11 protein-coding genes are annotated in these 18767 nt (G+C 31.6%); 7 read left to right on the forward strand and 4 right to left on the reverse strand.

Translation table 11 applies throughout. From position 1 onward, the window contains the following. Positions 1-76 precede the first annotated feature (76 nt). Positions 77-1288, forward strand: a complete 1212-nt coding sequence (locus F594_RS0100230) for an FprA family A-type flavoprotein (RefSeq protein ID WP_009346150.1) — start codon at positions 77-79, stop codon at positions 1286-1288. A 218-nt stretch (positions 1289-1506) separates the two neighbouring features. Here F594_RS0100230 and crcB read toward each other — a convergent pair whose 3' ends face one another. Further along, the gene (gene crcB, locus F594_RS09105) at positions 1507-1863 is read right to left on the reverse strand and encodes a fluoride efflux transporter CrcB (protein WP_036746160.1); all 357 of its coding nucleotides are present in this window, start codon (positions 1861-1863) and stop codon (positions 1507-1509) included. After that, a complete protein-coding gene (locus F594_RS0100240) occupies positions 1860-3200 on the reverse strand; it encodes a D-alanyl-D-alanine carboxypeptidase family protein (RefSeq protein ID WP_009346180.1) in 1341 nt (446 codons plus the stop codon). The genes crcB and F594_RS0100240 overlap by 4 nt, the downstream gene beginning before the upstream one ends. A gap of 130 nt (positions 3201-3330) precedes the next feature. Between F594_RS0100240 and F594_RS0100245 the strand changes: the two genes are divergently transcribed. Beyond that, positions 3331-3891, forward strand: coding sequence for a glycoside hydrolase family 73 protein (locus F594_RS0100245; RefSeq protein ID WP_004826235.1), 561 nt, complete (start codon positions 3331-3333; stop codon positions 3889-3891). On the opposite strand, the gene F594_RS0100250 is transcribed toward F594_RS0100245, so the two are convergent. Further along, on the reverse strand, positions 3881-4582 hold the full coding sequence (locus F594_RS0100250) for a hypothetical protein (protein WP_019034136.1): 702 nt from the start codon (positions 4580-4582) through the stop codon (positions 3881-3883). The two genes, F594_RS0100245 and F594_RS0100250, sit on opposite strands and share 11 nt — an antisense overlap. Positions 4583-4641: 59 nt before the next feature. Between F594_RS0100250 and F594_RS0100255 the strand changes: the two genes are divergently transcribed. The 3 genes from F594_RS0100255 to F594_RS10010 all read left to right on the forward strand — a co-directional run bounded on the left by F594_RS0100255 (position 4642) and on the right by F594_RS10010 (position 7797). Beyond that, complete coding sequence (locus tag F594_RS0100255) at positions 4642-5352, forward strand: hypothetical protein (RefSeq protein WP_019034137.1); 711 nt, start codon at positions 4642-4644, stop codon at positions 5350-5352. A gap of 132 nt (positions 5353-5484) precedes the next feature. After that, a complete protein-coding gene (locus F594_RS0100260) occupies positions 5485-7074 on the forward strand; it encodes a copper amine oxidase N-terminal domain-containing protein (protein ID WP_019034138.1) in 1590 nt (529 codons plus the stop codon). Positions 7075-7626: 552 nt separating this feature from the next. Further along, positions 7627-7797, forward strand: a complete 171-nt coding sequence (locus F594_RS10010) for a transposase (protein ID WP_407675533.1) — start codon at positions 7627-7629, stop codon at positions 7795-7797. Between the two features lie 265 nt (positions 7798-8062). On the opposite strand, the gene F594_RS0100270 is transcribed toward F594_RS10010, so the two are convergent. Continuing rightward, a complete protein-coding gene (locus F594_RS0100270; RefSeq protein ID WP_019034140.1) occupies positions 8063-15604 on the reverse strand; it encodes an S-layer homology domain-containing protein in 7542 nt (2513 codons plus the stop codon). A 297-nt stretch (positions 15605-15901) separates the two neighbouring features. Here F594_RS0100270 and F594_RS0100275 point away from each other — a divergent pair, with 297 nt between their 5' ends. Then, on the forward strand, positions 15902-17215 hold the full coding sequence (locus F594_RS0100275; protein ID WP_019034141.1) for an MATE family efflux transporter: 1314 nt from the start codon (positions 15902-15904) through the stop codon (positions 17213-17215). Between the two features lie 31 nt (positions 17216-17246). Continuing rightward, a complete protein-coding gene (locus tag F594_RS0100280) occupies positions 17247-18479 on the forward strand; it encodes a hypothetical protein (RefSeq protein WP_019034142.1) in 1233 nt (410 codons plus the stop codon). Positions 18480-18767: the final 288 nt, after the last annotated feature.

An 18767-nucleotide genomic window follows, 5' to 3' on the forward strand; every position in this document is an offset into this window, starting at 1 on the left:
ATAAATACAAATCTATATTCCCTTTATTGAAAGAGAATATATGTATAAATTAAAATTTTTGTTGAAAGGAGAAAATATGGAATATTTAGTAACCGCCCCCATTAAGGATAATATTTATTATATAGGAACTAATGATAGGCAAACAGAAAAATTTGAAGGAATGTGGCCACTACCTAACGGAGTTGCTTACAACTCATTTCTAATTAAGGGAGAAAAAAACATTATAGTGGATTTGGTAAAGATAAATACTATTTCCGTTTATATTGAAAAAATTAAGGAAATTCTTGGTGATGAAAAAGTCGATTACATTATTATGAACCACCTTGAACCCGACCATTCATCTTCTGTTCCTGAACTTATAGATCTATATCCCGATGTAGAAATAATAGTTTCACCAAAGGCTGTGCCAATGCTTAAAAATTTCTATGGAGTTACAGAAAATGTAAGGGTTGTTAAAGATGGGGAACATTTAAAATTAGGAGATAGAGAATTTGATTTTTATCTTACACCGATGGTTCACTGGCCTGAATCCATGGTAACATACGAAAAAGCAAGTAAAGTTTTATTTTCACAAGATATATTCGGTGGTTTTGGAACTTTAAACGGTGGCATTTTCGATGATCAAATTCAATTTGATGACCACTACAAAGAAGAAGCCGCAAGATATTTTATAAATATAGTTGGTAAATATGCAAAACAAGCTCTTAAAGCCTTAGAAAGACTTAAAGATTTAGAAATTTCTACAATCTGTACCGTTCATGGCCCAATTTGGAGAAAAGACCCAAAAAGAATTGTAGATTTTTATATTTCTCTTGCAAAACAAGAAACAGTTAAGGGCTGTGTTGTAATTTATGGCTCAATGTATGGAAATACTGAAAGAATGGCTGAAGCCGTTGCAAAAGGTCTAGTTCGTGGCGGGCTTAATGATGTGAAAATTAGGGACGTAGCAAAAACTCCATTATCCTATTTATTAACAGATACCTGGAGATATAGAGGTGTTATTTTAGGTTCTTGTTCTTACGATAATTCTCTATTCCCACCAATGAATTTCCTTCTTACAGAAATATCTCACCAAAGAATGAAAAATAATTTCTGGGCAATATTCGGTTCTTACTCATGGAGCGGTGGAGCCTTAAAGAATCTTAAAAAATATATGGAAGATGGAAAGTACAATGTATTAGAACATCAACCAGAAATTCAAGGCGCTGCAACTAGAGAAGAATTAGAAGACTTGATTAATCTCGGTAAAGAAATGGCTGCCAAAATATTAGAATCAGAAGAAGAATAAAATATTTTTTTAAATCTCGAGAGAAAAATCTCGAGATTTTTTTATTGATTTAGAATATATTATTAAATAAAAATTTTCTAGTGGAGTGTAAAGATGAAAGAATTTATTCACTATATTTTTACTACTTTAATTTATATTTTTTTAATAAGACTAGAATTTTAATAATAATATATTCTAAAAAAAACAAAAAAATCCACCAAATTTAATTGGTGGTGTGGTTATTTTACAAGCTTAAATGCAAAGTATATTGCTATAAGGCTAAATATTACTGATAACAACAAATATGATAGGGCTAATATTATTTTCCCTTTTTCTAATAAATTAATTATTTCGAGGGAAAAGGTGGAAAATGTTGTAAATCCTCCACAAAATCCAGTTTTTAGAAAATTAATCTTAAATTCACTTATGCTTGATTTTAAACTTGCTGCTACTATTAGACCTATTAAGAATGAGCCTAAAATATTTATTATTATAGTTATAATATTATTGTCATATATTTTTATTGGTATAAAGCCTAAGAGATACCTAGATATTGAACCTAAAGCTCCTCCCAAAGAAACTGCTATTATATTCAACTAACTTCCCTTTCAATATTCTTAAATATATCTTCATAAATTCTTACAAATCTTTGTAATATGCCTTTTTCATAAACTTTATCTTTAACTATTAAATCACTTTCAAAAATTAAATCTCCTGAAGAGTAATATTTAATGGTTCCAACTTTTTTTCCGGCTTCAATAGGAGCCTTAAGTTCACTGATAATTTTTATATCTTTTTTAATATTTTCTTTTTTATTTACAAGTGCATAGCCTTTGCTCTTAATAAATACTGGCGTCTGCGCGTCTTGTGCATTTTCAACATTTATATTTTGAATGGGTTTTGATTCAGTCCCAAAAATTGTATATTCATAATTGTCAAAGCCCTTGCTCATTAATCTTTTTATTGCAACATATCTTTGCCAATCGCCGTTACATCCTGTTACAATGCCTACTAATCTTAAATCTTTTGACTTGCCTTCAATTCCTTTTTTTAAACCTGTAGAAATTACTGTCCTTCCTGATGCGTTAGTATATCCTGTTTTTAATCCGTCAATTTCTGGTACTATCCCCAAAATCGGGTTTGTGTTGTACTCCAAAAAGTTTCTGTCTTCATCTTTTAAATAAGCCTCTTTAGTATAATTAAGAATTTCAGGATAATATTTTATAAGCTCGCAGGAAAGGATAAACATTTCCCTTGTGGTCATTTTGTTGTAATCCTCAATAGCATAATTAGTAAGTCCTGTTGGATTAACCATATGTGCATTTTTAAGTCCCAAATCTTTACATTTTTTATTCATAAGAACACTAAAAGCTTCAACAGAACCAGAAATATGTTTAGCTAGGGCTGTAATAGCATCATTTCCTGAAACTACCATACTAGCCTTAATTAAATCATCCACTGTCATCTTATCATTTTCTTTAAGTTTAAAAGTTGAGCCTCCTAAGATTGATGATTCTCTATCTATTGTCAGCTCGTCAGATTTTGAAATGGTCCCGTCTTTAATCTTATCAAAAACTACAAAAATACTTACAAGTTTTGATGTTGAAGCCATGGGTCTAACCTCGTCAATATTATAGGCTTCAAGAATTTTTCCTGATTGATAATCTCCCAAAAGATAAGACTTAGATAATTCTTCTAAAGAATATTTTTCATATTCTTCAATTTTTCCAGCTTCTTCAGCCGTTGCTTTTTGCACTCCGTCTTTTGTAGGTACAAGAATATTTTGATCTCTAATTTCTTTTTTTTCTTCCTTAGCCTCTTCAGTAGCTTTTACTGAAGTATTCTTGTCAATAGAAACATCTTTTTGTGCAAAGACATTTATATTTAAAATAAGTATTATTCCTAATAAAAATAGGGCTGTAAATCTTCTCATAAAGCACCTCGGTACTTATTTTAACAAATAATATTTTAATTGTAAAACCATATAAGACAATGATTTTAAGAATTTCTTAAATATTTAACCTAATAAGCTATGCTATAATAAAATAAAAGAGAGGTTTTTTATGATCAGAAAAGGTTGTGGATGCTTACTATTTTTTCCACTTATAATATGTGTGCTTTTTGCCTTATTCTTCCTAACTTTTAAAAGTCCTAATAATTTTAGTGACTACAAAAAAGAATATCTCGATGAAACTCTTGAACTTGCCCAATCAACAGCCGATAGGTTTGGACTTTTCACTTCAGTTGTCTTGGCACAATCAGCCTTAGAAAGTGATTATGGCAGGAGTTTGTTATCGCTTGAATATAATAATTATTTTGGAATCAAGGCAAGGTCTAATGAAGATTCTGTAGTTTTAAAAACAAATGAAGTTATAAATGGACAGACAACTTCTGTAAATGAGGCTTTTAAAAAATATCTTTCAAAAAGCGACTCATTCAACCATTATGGTAAACTTATAAGTCAAAGCAAAAGATACAAAAAAGTTAAAGAAGCTCGTGATTTTAGAGAAGCTTCTCAATATCTTCAAGATGCAGGTTATGCTACAGATAATCATTACGCAGAAAAAATTATTGCAATTGTTGAAAAATACCACTTAGGTCAATTTGATAGACCTAACTTTTGAGAAGATTAAAATAAGTTTTTGAATCTTTAAAAATTATATTTCCATGTTCAATACCTTCCAGGCTCAAAAAGTCTGCTTGAAGGTATTTCTTTTTTAATTTTTCAATATTTTTTAAAGATGAATCTTTTTTCCCATATATAAATAAAAGACTTGTATTTTTTATTTTACTAAATTTAAAATTAGAAACTTCGCTTAAAAAGTTGTCTAAACTTTTGTCATTTATATTTTCTGCAAGTTCCTTTATCTCTTTATACATATTGGGATAAAGATTATTTATCTTTTCAATTGTATGCTCATCTTTTTCAATTTTTTTCCTATAATTTGAAAATTTCATTTTTAATATTTTTTTAAAAATAAAATTAATATTTATATTTATAACTCCCTCTAATACAGCTTTTTCCACCTTTACTAAATTTCTTTCTAGCATATAAATAGCAATGTTTGAGCAATATGAAAAAGAACATATATATTTAAAATTTTTTATATTCTCATCTCTACAATATTTATAAATGCTATCTACATCTCTTTGAAATGAAATAAAATCTTCATCTCTGCTAGCTAAATCTGGAATTATTAAATAATAATCATTTAAGGGCTTTAAAATATTTGTAAGTTCTTGATCCTTAGGAAGAACTGGTGCGAGTAGTAAAATTTTCTCATTTGTTATATTTCCATAAGTTTTAAAATTCATATAAGACCTCTTTTTTAATAATATTATAAATGATATAATTTTTTTATGGAGGGATAATTTTGCCAAAATCAAAAACTTTATTAATTATGTTTATTTCAGCTCTCATACCCTTGGGACTGGAGCTTTTTTATAATACCAATATTGTAGGAGAAGGCGGAGTTTTATATCTGTTTATGTGGGTCATGATAAATTACTTATTTTTATCAACAATCATAAGTATTTTTTCATCTTATAAAAAAATTTTAAGTCTTCCGGGATTAAAAATTAGAAAAGCTACATATTACACTAATATGATTCTTTACTCTTTGATAATTATTTTTGTAAATATTTATTTTTCTGCAATGCTATTTTTCCCAAAAGATAAGCTCTTCCAAAATTTAGCCAGCCCTTATGTGCTTATATTCCTATTTATATTTTATATAATGAACCTACAATTTGGAAATTTCCCAATAAAAGAAGATGGACAAACTAATGTTTATACTATTCTTGCTAAAGGTTCTTTTAAAAATGGAAGAGATAAGTATGCGACAGTTGTTGGCTATTATGATGATGGGATTGTCTTAGGTGATTATTATTTTCCCTATGAATCAATTAAATCATGTGCTACTGCTAAGAAAAAAATTGGCATATTTATAAAAGGTAAAGACCAATTTGGTACTTATAGGGTAAACATTGATTCTTTAAATTCTGCAGCCCGTGCTGTACTAATTTTAGAAGATGCTGCAAAAAATGGAAAACTTGACCAAAATAAATTAAATTTTAATTCTTAATTTTTGCAAATATTATTTTCATTTTTTCTGGTTCTTAATAAAAACTTAATATTTACTTACTGATTAATTTATTGTATTTTGTACGGATATAAGTTAAAATTAGCTTATAATATATGAATTAGGAGGATCTATATGAAAAAGAAATTAATTAGTATATTTCTAGTACTAGCAATGCTTATGTCATTAGTTGCTTGTACACCAAATACTACAGCTTATTTAGATGCTAGTAAAAAAGTATCAAGCTGGAAAGGTTCAAATGTAAATGCTGAACTCACTTATAATTTTGAAGTTACTAACCCTGAAAATGGTCAAAAAGTAACTTTCAAATTACCTGCTAGCCTTAAGGGACAAAGCGAAGGTCAAGAAAAAGCTAAAGTTACTGTAACAGCTAATCTTAAAGACTTTAAAGCTCAAATGACAAAATTGGGTGCAAAAGCTGAAGAACTTAAAAACGTAAAAGATAGTTTATCTTTTGATATCTTTGTTGATAATGATAGAGTTATCTTCTCTAAAGATTTATTCACATCTTTAAGTCCTGAATTTGCTAAAGATATCAAGGAAAACTATATTGAACTTCCAAGTTCTTATGGTCAAAACCAAAATTCAATAAAATATTTTGATTCTGAAGAATTCAAGGCAGATTTAATAGATCTTTATAAAACTGCACTTCCAAACTTCAAACCAAGCACTGATATTCAAGTAAAAGGAAATACTTACACTTATAAAGCAAATATTGATGATATTTTAGCCGACCTTTCTAAGGCTATTGAACTTTCAGTATCTAATTGGGATAAAGTTGTTGAAAAATTAATGCCAATGCTTGAAAAGGCTCAAATGCCAAACGAACTTATCAATAAAGATGAAATTTCTAAATTTAAAGATTCTTATAAAAAAGAAGATTTAAATAAAACTTTCGCTGAAATTAAAAATATTTTAAAAGGTTCTAGCATCAATCAAACTACAACTTTTGAAGACAACAAAGTTACACAAAATTCAAAAATAACTGTTAATGTAGAAAATTCATTTAAATTTACTCTAGATATGAAAGCAGTTACTGAAAAAGATGAAAATGCCAAGGTTATTATTCCTACAGACGTTAAGAAATTAACACAAAAAGATTTAATGTCTATAATGGGTTCAGACATGGAAAGTTTTGTTATTATAAGAGTTAATGGCAAAGTTCTTGATACACCTGACCAAGCTAAAATCGTTAATAACAGAACAATGATTCCTTGCAGATCTTTATTTGAAAGCTTAGGCACTAAAGTTTCTTATGACAAAGCTAAAAAAGAAGTTACTTTAAAATCTGACAAAAATGAAATCAAATTAACTATAGGAAAAAATGTTGCAACTGTTAATGGCAAAGAAGTTAAGCTTGATACTCCTGCAACAATAATTGAAAACAAAACTTATTTACCTGTAAGATTTGTAGCTGAATCTTTAGGCTATAAGGTTAAATATCAAAAAGAAGATTTCTTTAGTACTGTTGATTTATATAATGTTGAAGATTCTAAACTTGATGAACTTATAAAGGCTGAAGAAAAAAAGGCACTTGAAGAAGCTAAAAAATCAGTAGAAGAAGCTAAAAAAGAAGATAAAGCTCCAGCAAATGATAAAGATGTAAAAAAAGAAGAAGATAAAAAAGAATCTAAAGATGTAAGTGAAGATATCAAAGATTCTGCAAAAGAAGCTTCTAAACTTTTATTTTCAGTTATTAGATAATTTAAAATTAAAGTCCCGCTAAGGCTCATTGAATTAGGTGTTTTAGAAAAACTGATTTGGAGAGCCTTTAGGTGGCAAGATAAAGGGCTATGAGTATAAATTCTCATAGCCCTTTTTATATACCTAAACCTAAATATTTTTGATGCTAATATTATTTTACTATATAATTTAAAACTTTTTCTAAACAGTCAATGTATCATTTGTAACAACCTCGTCTGCACTTCCTGGTGCTCTTAAATGAATGAAAACACTGCCCTTTATCTTCAAAGTTTAAAAGAAAGTCACTATAGAATCAAAATCGTGGCAATTTCATGGGAAAAGAAATTCTAATCTCAAACTTTATGACAGACATTGATGCAGTTTCAAAGCCTATGGCTTTTGAAGACCTTTCAAACTACTAGAATCTTGAAAGTCAACATCCAACAATAAAAAGATTATATGAGATGTTTATTCTTAAACAACACCAAGACTTTATTATGCAAGAATACTTAGATGCCACGCTAATGGATAATAAGAGCTGAAGAATCAAATTTAAAAGAATTAAAATCTTGTATAACAGCATTTAAAAATTGGTTTGATGAGATATGTAATTCATTTGATTACTCTTGGTCTAATGGTTCTTTAGAAGGTACTCATACTAAGATAAAGACCTTAAAGAGAAATTATTTTGGTATGAAAAATTTCAATTTGTTTAGAAAAAGAATTATGTTTGCTTGTAAGTAGTGATAGAAAATTAGGAAATTTCCGCAAAACTCCTAGGGGTTTTGTTTGCTATCTTTATTTTTAGTAGTATTTCCTTTATTTTACTTTTGTTATTATATTAACGTCTAAGTATTGATTTTTAAACGAAAAGAGAGACTCGATCTAACGAGCCTCCCCAATATTTTACATAGATCCTAAAAAAATCGGCACAAAGGTTAATACCTTCATGCCGATTAAGTTTTAAGGAAATAAATCCCTAATTAAGATCCCCTTAAGCCTTCTCTATCTATCTAGGATTTCTTTGAAAGTTCTTTTGAACAATCTTAAAATCACTAGTGTCAATATTAAATTGATTCTTGTCTTCCTTAACCCAGTGAGCAATGTAACGATCTTTTCTATCTAAGAAAGTGTTACTTGCACAAAGTATATCTTCGTATGCCCACATAGATGTATTAACATCCTTGTAAGTTACAAGACTCAAGTTGTTCTTGCCAATGTAAGTCTTGTCGACAATTCGCTTAAAGGCCTTGTTAGATACAGCCGCAACTTCTTGTCTTGGGATAAATTCATCTCCCTTATAAGTTGCAAGTCCATCAGTGTAAATCTTTAGCCAACCTTCATTGAAAGCAGCTTGGATTTCAGCCTTAGCCCAGTGGCCATCTCTTAACTTCATGTTGTTACCACTAGCACTTCCAAGTTCTTGGAACCTCTTAAGAGTTGCAATCCATTCGTTCCTTGTGATCTTAGCTTGTGGTTTAAAGTTGCCATCATCATAACCAGTAAATACTTTTGCTTCAGTTACAATCTTAACAGCCCTAGTGTACCAAGCCTCTCCAACGTCCTTGTAAGAAATCTTGAAGTTAGGATTGTATTTGTAGCCGTCCTCAACAAGAGCGTTAGCAAGAATTTGTGCAGCCTCAGCACGAGTAAGTCCATCATTAGGTCTGAAGTAACCATTAAAACCTTGCATGTATCTTACTTCTTTAAAGTAGCCGTCAGTAACAGGTACAGGAACCTTAACAATCTTTTCTTTAATTATAGTTTCATACCTTACTTCAGGATACATTGGTATAGGTCTGCCTGGATAAGATGGATAATCAGGTCTATCTGGATAAGATGGATAGTCAGGTTTTTCTGGTATCTTTCCATAAACCACAACCGTAACGTCAACTAGGCTAGAAGATCCATCAGTGTAATTTACATTAACCTTAGCACTGCTTACTCCCTCTTTACTTACGTCTGGTTTTTTAATTATTTCAACACTTTCAATTGTCTTTCCCTTAGGAGGAGTGATTTTATCCTTATAGTCCTTTTCCTTAGGTTGAATTCCAACCCTAGTTTCAACAATTCCTGCGTAAGGTTCTAACGGTGTGATTGGACTTGATGATATTTTATATCTAGCAGTAATTGTTGTATCTTTTGTGAATTGTCCAAATAAAGGTTTATCCCAATGTGAGAAACTATATCCCTTTTCTTTATAATCATTTTTTACTGTAGGGTCTTCTGCTGGTATTGTAAGGTATTTATCTGGATTTACATAATAAATCTTATTAGCAGAATCTATGGCCTTTTCTGTTGGAACAAGAGTAACCTTAACATAATTTTCTGGTGTTTCTTCTGTCTTATTTCCATTTTCATCTGCTGGATATATGTCTTCTGTCCATTTAGCCACAGCTGTCTTATTTTTTGTTAATGTCAATTGACTTCCTACTTGGTATAATCTTCCATCAACCATCCAACCTATAAAGTTCTTGTTTCCATTACTTAGTCCACTTGGAGAAGAAAGATTTATTCTTCCACCAATTTTTGTAGATTCTGGGTCAGGTACACTTCCTGTAGCACCACCTGCATCATAAGTCAAGGTAACTTGACCCTTTGTGAAGTGGGCAACATATTCTCTATCACCTGTAATTGTATTGGTTAAGTCTAAAGATTCAGACCAATAAGCAAATCCATAATCTTTATTAGGAATAGTAGTTGGAACTGCAAGTTCTTTTTCGCTTGCTACTTCTCCATCCTCTAATTCAACAAGCTTGATGCCTGCATTTGGATTTACATAGTAAGTTTTTTCTACTTTATCACCTTCAAGCTTACCATGATCATCAGCTCTAAAGATAACTGTCACATATCCATCTGGTTTTTTTGTTTTTTCATCAATTTTTTCTACTACATCTTTTGACTTATTAAAAGTAAATACAAATTCTGTTTCTGAATCAGTGAATGTTCCCTTTAAAGTTTTATTATCTTTGTTATTCCACTTTTCTCCATTTACAATATATCCAGTATCTGGAGTTTTTGTAATCTTAGTAGCTGATTGTGTCATGTCGACTTCTACTTCTGGTGATACATAGTAAACTAAATCTCCTGATACTGTTCCACCTTCGCCTGCTTTGAAGATTACTTTTACATAATTTTCTAAAGCGTCTTTTGGCTTTTGTCCGCCAGGTGCTTCTGGAATTATGTTTTTGTGAACTTCAACTGGAATTACGACTGGATTGTCCTTTGTTCCTTGAGTTGATCCGTCTGTGTATTTAATGGTTACTTTTGCTTCTTGTTTGCCTGGTTTTGATGGGTCTGGTTTTTCAACTACTGTTATTGATTCAATTTCTTTATTCGCTGGAGGCGTAATCTTTTTGATTAAATCTTTATCAGTAATTTCTTTACCTTCAGGTGTATGAAGCTCTTCTGTTTTTATAGGCTTAACAATTGGTGTAGCTGCAAATCTTTCATAGTAAGCAGCTTTGATTACTGTTACCTTGTCTGTATATTGGTTCTTAGATAAATCAATTTTAGCTGCTGGTTTTACTTCTGTTAATTTATCATCAGCTTCGCCAGCTTTAACTTTTTGCCATTCGTTAAATACATAGTTGACTTTCTTCTTGCCAAGTTTTGGTATATCTACTTCTTGGTCAGTTTTTCCTGTGGGATTTGTTACTGGAATAGTAACTTCCTTAGTAGGATTAACCCAGAATGTTTGTATTTGTTTTTCTTCAGTTCCAAGTTTAGCATTTGTTGTCTTGTCTACAATAACTTTTACAAAATTATCAGGAACTTTTGGCTTGTCTTGTCCCTCTTGAGGAACTACATCTTTAGAAAATCCTGGCGAAATTACTGTATTTTCAGTAAACTTATGACGTTTACTAAAGTCAAATACACCATTCTCTTCTTTATTTTCGTTTTGATCTTTTTTATCTGCTGTCCACTTTAAGAAGTCAGTCTTATCCTTGTCAGCTTCAGACCATGCTACTTCAGGAATATTAACCCAAGCTTTAGGATTAACATAATAAACCTTAGCATCTTTATTTGTATTCTTTTCAGTAGGTTGAACTGTAACTTTTACATAATCGCCAGTTACGTCTTTTAGTCCGCCGTCTTTTGCTTCTTTTCCTTCAGCTTCTTTTAAGAATAGTGGTTTGTCGCCTTCCTTGTTAAGGGCTTCGTAGACGTTTTTGTAAACTGTAATTGGTATATCAAGCTCTTGTGGCTCTTTGCCATCTTTGAAAGTAACTTTAGCCTTGATATTTACTGTGCGAACAAGTTCGTCCTTGTCAGCTTTGTTCTTTTCATTTACTAATTCATAAACTTGCTCGTCTGTTGTTAATTCATTGCCAGCTTCGTCATATAATTTTATTTCAGTTCCTGCTGGAAGATCTTTAACCTCATCTTTTTCTCTCCAGACTAATTGTTTCTTTAATTGATCAATAGTAGGAGCAAAGTCATTTGTCCACTTGCCATTTTTATCTTTAAAGGCTTCTGTTCTTACTAGACCAGATGCTGTTAAGCCTGACCATTCAAACTTCGCAGTAAATACATAGAAGTCTTTTGCATCGTTCTCAATGATTGTATTTTTGTTTAATAATGGTTTTTCATCCCACTTAATAAATTTCCTTCCAGTTTCTGGAGTGATATAGTACTTGCCTTCTTCTTTTGTTTTGCCTTCTTCTAACTCTTTTGGAACTGGAAGTAGGTCGGACTTAAGTCCCTTTATTACATCGTAATTAAGTTCTGTAATATCTTTACCTTGAGCGTCCTTACCAAAGGATCCGCCTTTGTCTGCCTTAAAAGTTACTCTTACATAACCATCTGGAACTGCTTCATTAGGGTCTTTTATTTCAATTACTCTTACGTCTTTATAATAGAAGGTTATTTCATCTTTACCTGTGCCATTGATGCCTTTAAATGCATTAGTATCTTCATCTACATCGAAGAAAAGTTGTTGTTGTGGATCTCCTACCAATACCCAACCTGGGATTCTCCTATAGTTTCTTGCATCATAGTGACGGTTACCATTTGTAACTAATTCTTGGTCAATAATCTTTCCTTTTTCTGGATCGTCTTTAAATCTTTCATCTATATAGTTAACCTTGTAGTCACGAGTCCTAAATGGTCTGTAGAAGAAGTGGAAGACATTGTTTTTTACATCAGGATTAGCTTCTACTTGGTTGGTTTCTGGATTTAATTTCTTTTCAGGTTCTACGCGGAATTGTTGGAAGAAGGTGTTATTAGCCTTTACTCTTTTATTATATTCATCATATAGAGTCTTTAAGTCGCCGGTTAATTTTTCTGTAAGCTCTTCATGTGTTGCCAAGATATATTCATCGTCTTGTTGGTCACCTGTTGTAGCAACAAGGTAGTTTGCACGCTTATCAGCTAAAGTTTTTTTAACCGGTGCTTTTGTTTCTTTGCTCAAATCCAAGCTTAAAAAGTGGTGCTCTACCTTTACATCTACCCTGTTGTTTGGAACCCAAATTGCCTTTAGATAAACTGGAGCTACTACGTCATTACCAAAGCTATAAAGTTCAGGAACTTTATAGGTATCTCTATAGGAAGTATCTATTTGGTCTGTATAGTCGCCTTTATTATCCTTTTTATAACGAATTACTTCCCAACCCATAAAGTCGTAGCCTTTTCTTGTAGGCTTCTTAGGTTCTACAAGTTTTTGCCTTTGAATAACGGTAAAGACTTGCTTGTCGCCAACACTCTCTTCTTTTTTCGCATAGGTATTTATTTCTTCTTGACCTATATCGCCTTCTTGTAACTTTTTGCGGCTTGTAGTTAAGTTCTCTTCTTTAATATTTCTTAAAGATCCACCGTTCGGGTCGAATGTAACCTTCCACTTGTAGTCTGGTTCGCCCCACTTAGCGTAAAGGTTTACTGGGTGAGAAGGCATCTTTTCGCCCGGGTTCTCCCAGATAAGCTTAGTGCCGGCAGGGTCTAGTGCCCAGCCCTTGAAGACCATTTGGTCTGATAAGTTATCTGGACGCTTAACTTTTAACTTGCCATCTTTTGGATCAGTAAACACTAGGTCTGTAAGGCCTAATTTTTGTAAGTTTTCCGGATTATCTATAAAGTTTTTAGGGTCTTCTTTGAAATATTCTCTATCTTTTCTTTCAGTACCATCAGGCACTAAGTCAGGGCTTAAAACCTTTAGAGGGAATTGGTAGAAGGTATCTAATTGATTTTTAGAATTAAAATAACTATCATCCCTAATAATTGATGGGTCGAAGTTAAACCTTAGTTGGTACTTGTTACGATGATATTTAAAGCGTAGGTAGCCATTTTCTTTAAATTCTTGACCGCCTTCCTTTACGTCGCCAAATTCATCGGAATCGCTAAAGAAGACCGATATAAAGTCCAGCTGACCTATAGGTAATCTGATCCCTTGGTTGTTATAGTATGACCCACTATTGTTAGGTGTGATTTCTTCACGTTCGTCGTTTAGAGTGTCAATTTCATCTCCGTTCACACGGCCATTTTCCTGTTGACCCTCTTCGATAAACGGCCATGCAGCTCTAGGATTATAGTCATAAGGTGTAAATCCTAGAACTTCAGGGTACTTGTGGCCATAGGTCAGGCTATCGGTATCTGCCTTAGTTCTTACAAGGTCGTAACGTATGATGGTTTCGCCATTCTTAAAGCCATCCATCCAAAAGTCCATGTGATGGGGGATAGAAGGTTTATCTTGTTTTATGCCGAAAGAAAGGGTTTTAAAATCGAATCTATCCAAATCGATGCTTGTTCCATCACCCTTATCTATCTTTTTCACATAGCCGCCCCATTTGGTGTAGTTTGCCATGTCTAGGAATTCTTCGGCATTTAGCCTGTATGGTGGTGTGTCTAAATAAAGAGGCCAATTTGGCGTAGTATAGTTTGGTCCCCAGCCAAAGGATTGATAGCCAGGGGTAAAGCCCTTGGTTTGCTTAGCATCGTTTGGCCACTCATACATAAGCTCGTTGAATCTCGCCTTGTAGTGGTAAGGCTTACCAGGTCCGCCTAGCATGACCGATTCCCCCTTTGCTTTGTCGTAGCCCCAAATTTCAGGGTAGAAGGTATTTTCAGCAGGTTGTGCATTGGACTTAGTAAAGTATAGGTCGTAGACTTGTCTGTCGTAGTAGATGTTGTAGACAGTCTTACCTGTTGCATCCACAGACTTAACTAAGTTTACATTTGCAGGGTCTTTGTTTTGGTCATGAGTTAGGACTTGGTTGTAAACATAGAACTTGTTTAGATAAGGATCTCTGCCACGATTAAATCTTTTGCCTGCCCATATCTTGTTTAGACGAGCTTGGTCTAGGTCAGGAAAGACTATGTCTTTTACAGGTTCATTATCCAGGTCCGGTCTCATGCCTGTGTCTTTGTCTTTATAGACACGAGTACCTATATAGTCGTACTTATCAGCTAGAGAAGCACCATCGGAGTGGTCTGCCTTTTCTGCCCAGAATTGTACTGCGTAGTCTGCCTTTTCCTTGTCCTTCCACACAGCGGTGAAAGTAATATTACTTGCAGGCATAATTAAATTGGCATTAAGATCTTTGATAGCACCGCCGGTTCCGACTGCAATTATTTCATTGGCCTTAAATGTTTTTCCATCCTTTGTTTTCAATTCTACAGATGGTTTCCATCCTAAAAAGTCACCGCCGACTTTTTTTGGAATAGATTCATCAGCAATTTTAGGAATGGCTTGTCCATAGTAAAGGGTACGAGCTGGAAGCTCTGTTCCACCTGCAGTATCGTAAACTACATCGTAGTGGGCACGGTTGTAGCGGTATTCCAAGATGAAGTTTTCAGCATTTTCTGGAACTTGCATTGTTATAGAGTCAGCTTCCGGAACAAAGCCTTTTACTCTCGGATCATTTTTGTCCAATGGACTTACTTCCATGGTAGAACCAGTATTTCCGTTTTGAGTGGTAATAAGCTCTCCAGTTTCTCCAACGCTTCCATCTGGATTTGTGTATTTAGTAAAGTCTTCTAGGTCTTGGAAAACGTGTTTGATTTTAATGCTATTGCTTCTAGCTTTGTAGTCAAACTCTTGCTTGGCATTGTACCTATCGCCATTATTGGCGTCTTTAGATTCAGTGCCTGCTTTTGCCTTTTTCACAATTGTATCGTAATTAATTGTAAAATTATCTTGTAGTTTGTCATAACCTGCAATGTCAGGTAGGTCTATAGTCTTGTTGACCTTGTCTTTTTCTGTTTGAGTTGCTGCTGCACCTACACTGGAAATATAAGGTTGGTAGTCAACCTGATACTCCTCACCTCTTTGGACCTTGTAGTCTGTCCTTAGGGTATAAATAGCCGGCTGGTCTGGATTTTTAATAAATTCCTCAGCCGTTTGTCCTTCTCCTGGTTTTGCAGGTACTACGGGGAGTTTGTCTACTTTGTTTACGTAGTCTCCCTTGCGTATAGGAGTTTTGTCGTAATTTATCTTCTTTTCCTCTTTAGGAGGAGCCGCTCCTTGTGTCACCTCAGCAAATGCTTGTAGTGGGACTGACAATAGCATTAGTAATGCTAAGAAAAATGTCGTTGTCCTCTTCAAATAATTTTTCATTATATTTTTACTCCTTCCTATATTTTTTCAATGAAAAATTTTTTATTTCTAATTTATTCATAAAAATGCTTATACACATATATTATACAACAAAACTACACTTTTTAATACATATATAGGAGATGATCAAAGTAAATTCTTTAAAAATATTATCTTTATTCTTTTAATTATGGATATTTTAAAAGTTCATATTTTCCCAAACTAATATATCTTTTTATTATTAACAAATCCCTCTATTTCAATTAAAAATTACCTATGCTATAATATTAATGTAATATACTATATATGGGGTTAATCATGAAACGTTTTTTTAAGTTTACAATTTCGTCAATTTTGTCTTTATGGGTCTATTCCCTATATACAATGGTTGACGGTTTTTTTGTGGCTAATTATGTGGGAGAAATACAATTTTCAGCCGTAAATATTTCTATGCCCCTGGTTACTCTGCTTTTTGCCCTGGGTATTCTTTTCTCTATAGGAACTCAGGCAATAGTTGGTTATGAGCTGGGCAAAAAGGAATTTGATATTGCAAATACAGTATTTTCAACTGGTCTTATTAGTCTTGTAATTGTTGGTATTATTGTATCCATATTGCTTAAAATATTTTTAATTCCCATTTCAACCATATTAGGTGCTAATAATTTGACTCACAATTTTATTTTAGAATATTTGGGAATAATACTTGTATTTGGCGTGTTTTTTATGGTTACATATCAATTAGAAGTTCTTGTAAAGGTGGATGGATATCCCCAACTTGCGGTTGCTTCTGTGGTTGTAGCTGCTATATCTAATATTTTTTTAGATTATCTATTTATTGTTCCTTTTAAAATGGGAGTTTTTGGAGCTGGTCTAGCTACGGGAATGAGTCAAATTGTTTCAACTGTTCTTATGCTTTCTCATTTTATTTTAAAAAAAGGTAGGTTGAGATTTTCTAAAAAACTTGATTTTTCAAAATTAAAAAAAATAATACCCCTAGGTTTTGGTGATTCCATTTCTGAACTTTCAATGGGTTATACTGTTTTTCTTTTTAATAATGTTCTTTTAAGAAATTTTGGTCAAAGGGGTGTAATTGTTTATACAGTTTTATCTTATATATCAACCTTTGGTCAATCTACAATGTCTGGAATCAGTCAGGGGCTTGCTCCTTTATTTGCATATGATTATGGCAGAGCTTATTACTCTTACATAAAAAAATCTCTTAAAAGAGGTTTGATATTTGTTACAAGCATCGCAATAATTCTAATACTTGTATGTTACTTTTTCTCCAGAGATTTATCACTTATATTTTTAAGTGATGATGTTGAACTTTTAAACTTGGCGGACAAGGCTCTGAAGAAATACGCCTTAGCCTTTTTGTTTCTTGGTGCCAATATTTTAATGGTTACTCTTTTTGCCTCTCTTGGAAAGGGAAAAATTGCAACTATAATCTCTCTACTTAGAACTCCTATAAATATAAGTATGGTTATGTTTTTGTATGAAAAATTCTCAGGTGGAGATAATATATGGTATGTTTTGGCAATATCAGAATTTATTACCCTTATTGTTGCCCTTGCACTTTTAAATAAATTTATTTTAATACCTTTAAATATTGAAATAAATGAAGATAACTAATTTGTAAGAATAATTTATTACAGGTGTTGAGATGAAAAGAAAGAAAAAATATATAATTTTATCAATTATAGTGCTTTTAGCTTGTGCCTATTGCTACAATTCTTATAAAAATAATCCCAAAAAAATTATTGCTCAAGCATTTTATTCCCTTGACGATAAAATATTAATATCTATAGATAATTTTTTCCCTAATATAGGAATAAAAAATATGGCTGATAAAATAAGTGATTCTGGAAATTTTACTTTTTCCCTTTTGGGAAATACAGAAAATTCAAATAATGATAAGATTAATATTATTTATACTTCTGATGCCACTAAAAAGGGAAAATATTTGTATTATAAGAAGGTTGAGGACAAAAATATTAATGAATATAGTGAGAAAATTATAAATTCAGATATTTATATTGCCTATCCTCAAATATTAGATAAAAGTTTTTACATAGACAAAAATACTGCTGAAAGCTTTTCAAAAAATAATAATGTTTCTAAGGATATGGGCTGGGATTTTAGTAAAGAAGAGAATTTTTCCTATCCTAAAAGCTTTCAGGATTTAAAGGTTGATTTTAAAAAATATGTAGCAAAAGAATGGGTTGAGTTTATAAAGACCACAAGGGTCAAAAGACTTGATGATAATTCTTTCCAACTTATTTTAAATAGTAGGGATTCCAAATCTCTTTTCTTAAAAACTTTTGAATATCTTAAGGAAAAAAACTCTTACATTTTTGACAGATACCCTAATATTTCAATAAGATTTAATAGACTTATGAAAAAAATAGAGGATAATTCTATTATTATCCTAAATGTTAGTATAGATGAGAATAAAGAAATAAAAAAAATATATACAGCAGATAATAAATACTTGCTAGATTTCACTAATGGATTTAATTTTAAATTTCCAACAATATCTCTTGATTTTATAAGAGAAAATTATGAAAACAGAAACATGATTAAAGGCTACTACAAAGGAAAGTTTTTTAGAATTTCTTACTATCCGCAAGACTATAAAATATTAGCCTGGAATAGGATAGAAAGGTTTCAAATTAAATTTGATTCCTTAGAAAAAAATTATTATTTTACTTCAAAAATCAATGTAGAAGGACCATATAAATATAAAGATATTAAATTCAATTTTTATGCCTTTGCAAAAGATATAAAGGCTGATAAAGATTTCATTAAGATTTTAAAAATTGATGATAAAGATTGGCAAAAATTAAAAATGAAGTTTCCAAAAAATTTCTTTAAAGAAAATCTCAATTTATATTAATATAAAAATTAATTTTATAAGATTAATAAAAAAATAAACAAAAATTTTAAATATTTTGTTTATTTTTTTTATTTAGGGTATAATATAAATACCAAGAACGGTAACTCATTAGTGCGATAAAGAGAGCGCATCTTGGTGGCTCGAATCATGACAATTCCATCCTATTCAAAAAATATTTATTTTGTGACTTTAATCATTTTTTAGTTCTTGAAATTAAATTTAAAGATGTTAGCTTTTAAATATTTATTTAAAACTAATAGTCCAGATATAAATTTTAAAATTAGTAAA

Source organism: Peptoniphilus lacrimalis DSM 7455 (assembly GCF_000378725.1).
GTDB classification, from domain to species: Bacteria; Bacillota; Clostridia; order Tissierellales; family Peptoniphilaceae; genus Peptoniphilus_A; species Peptoniphilus_A lacrimalis.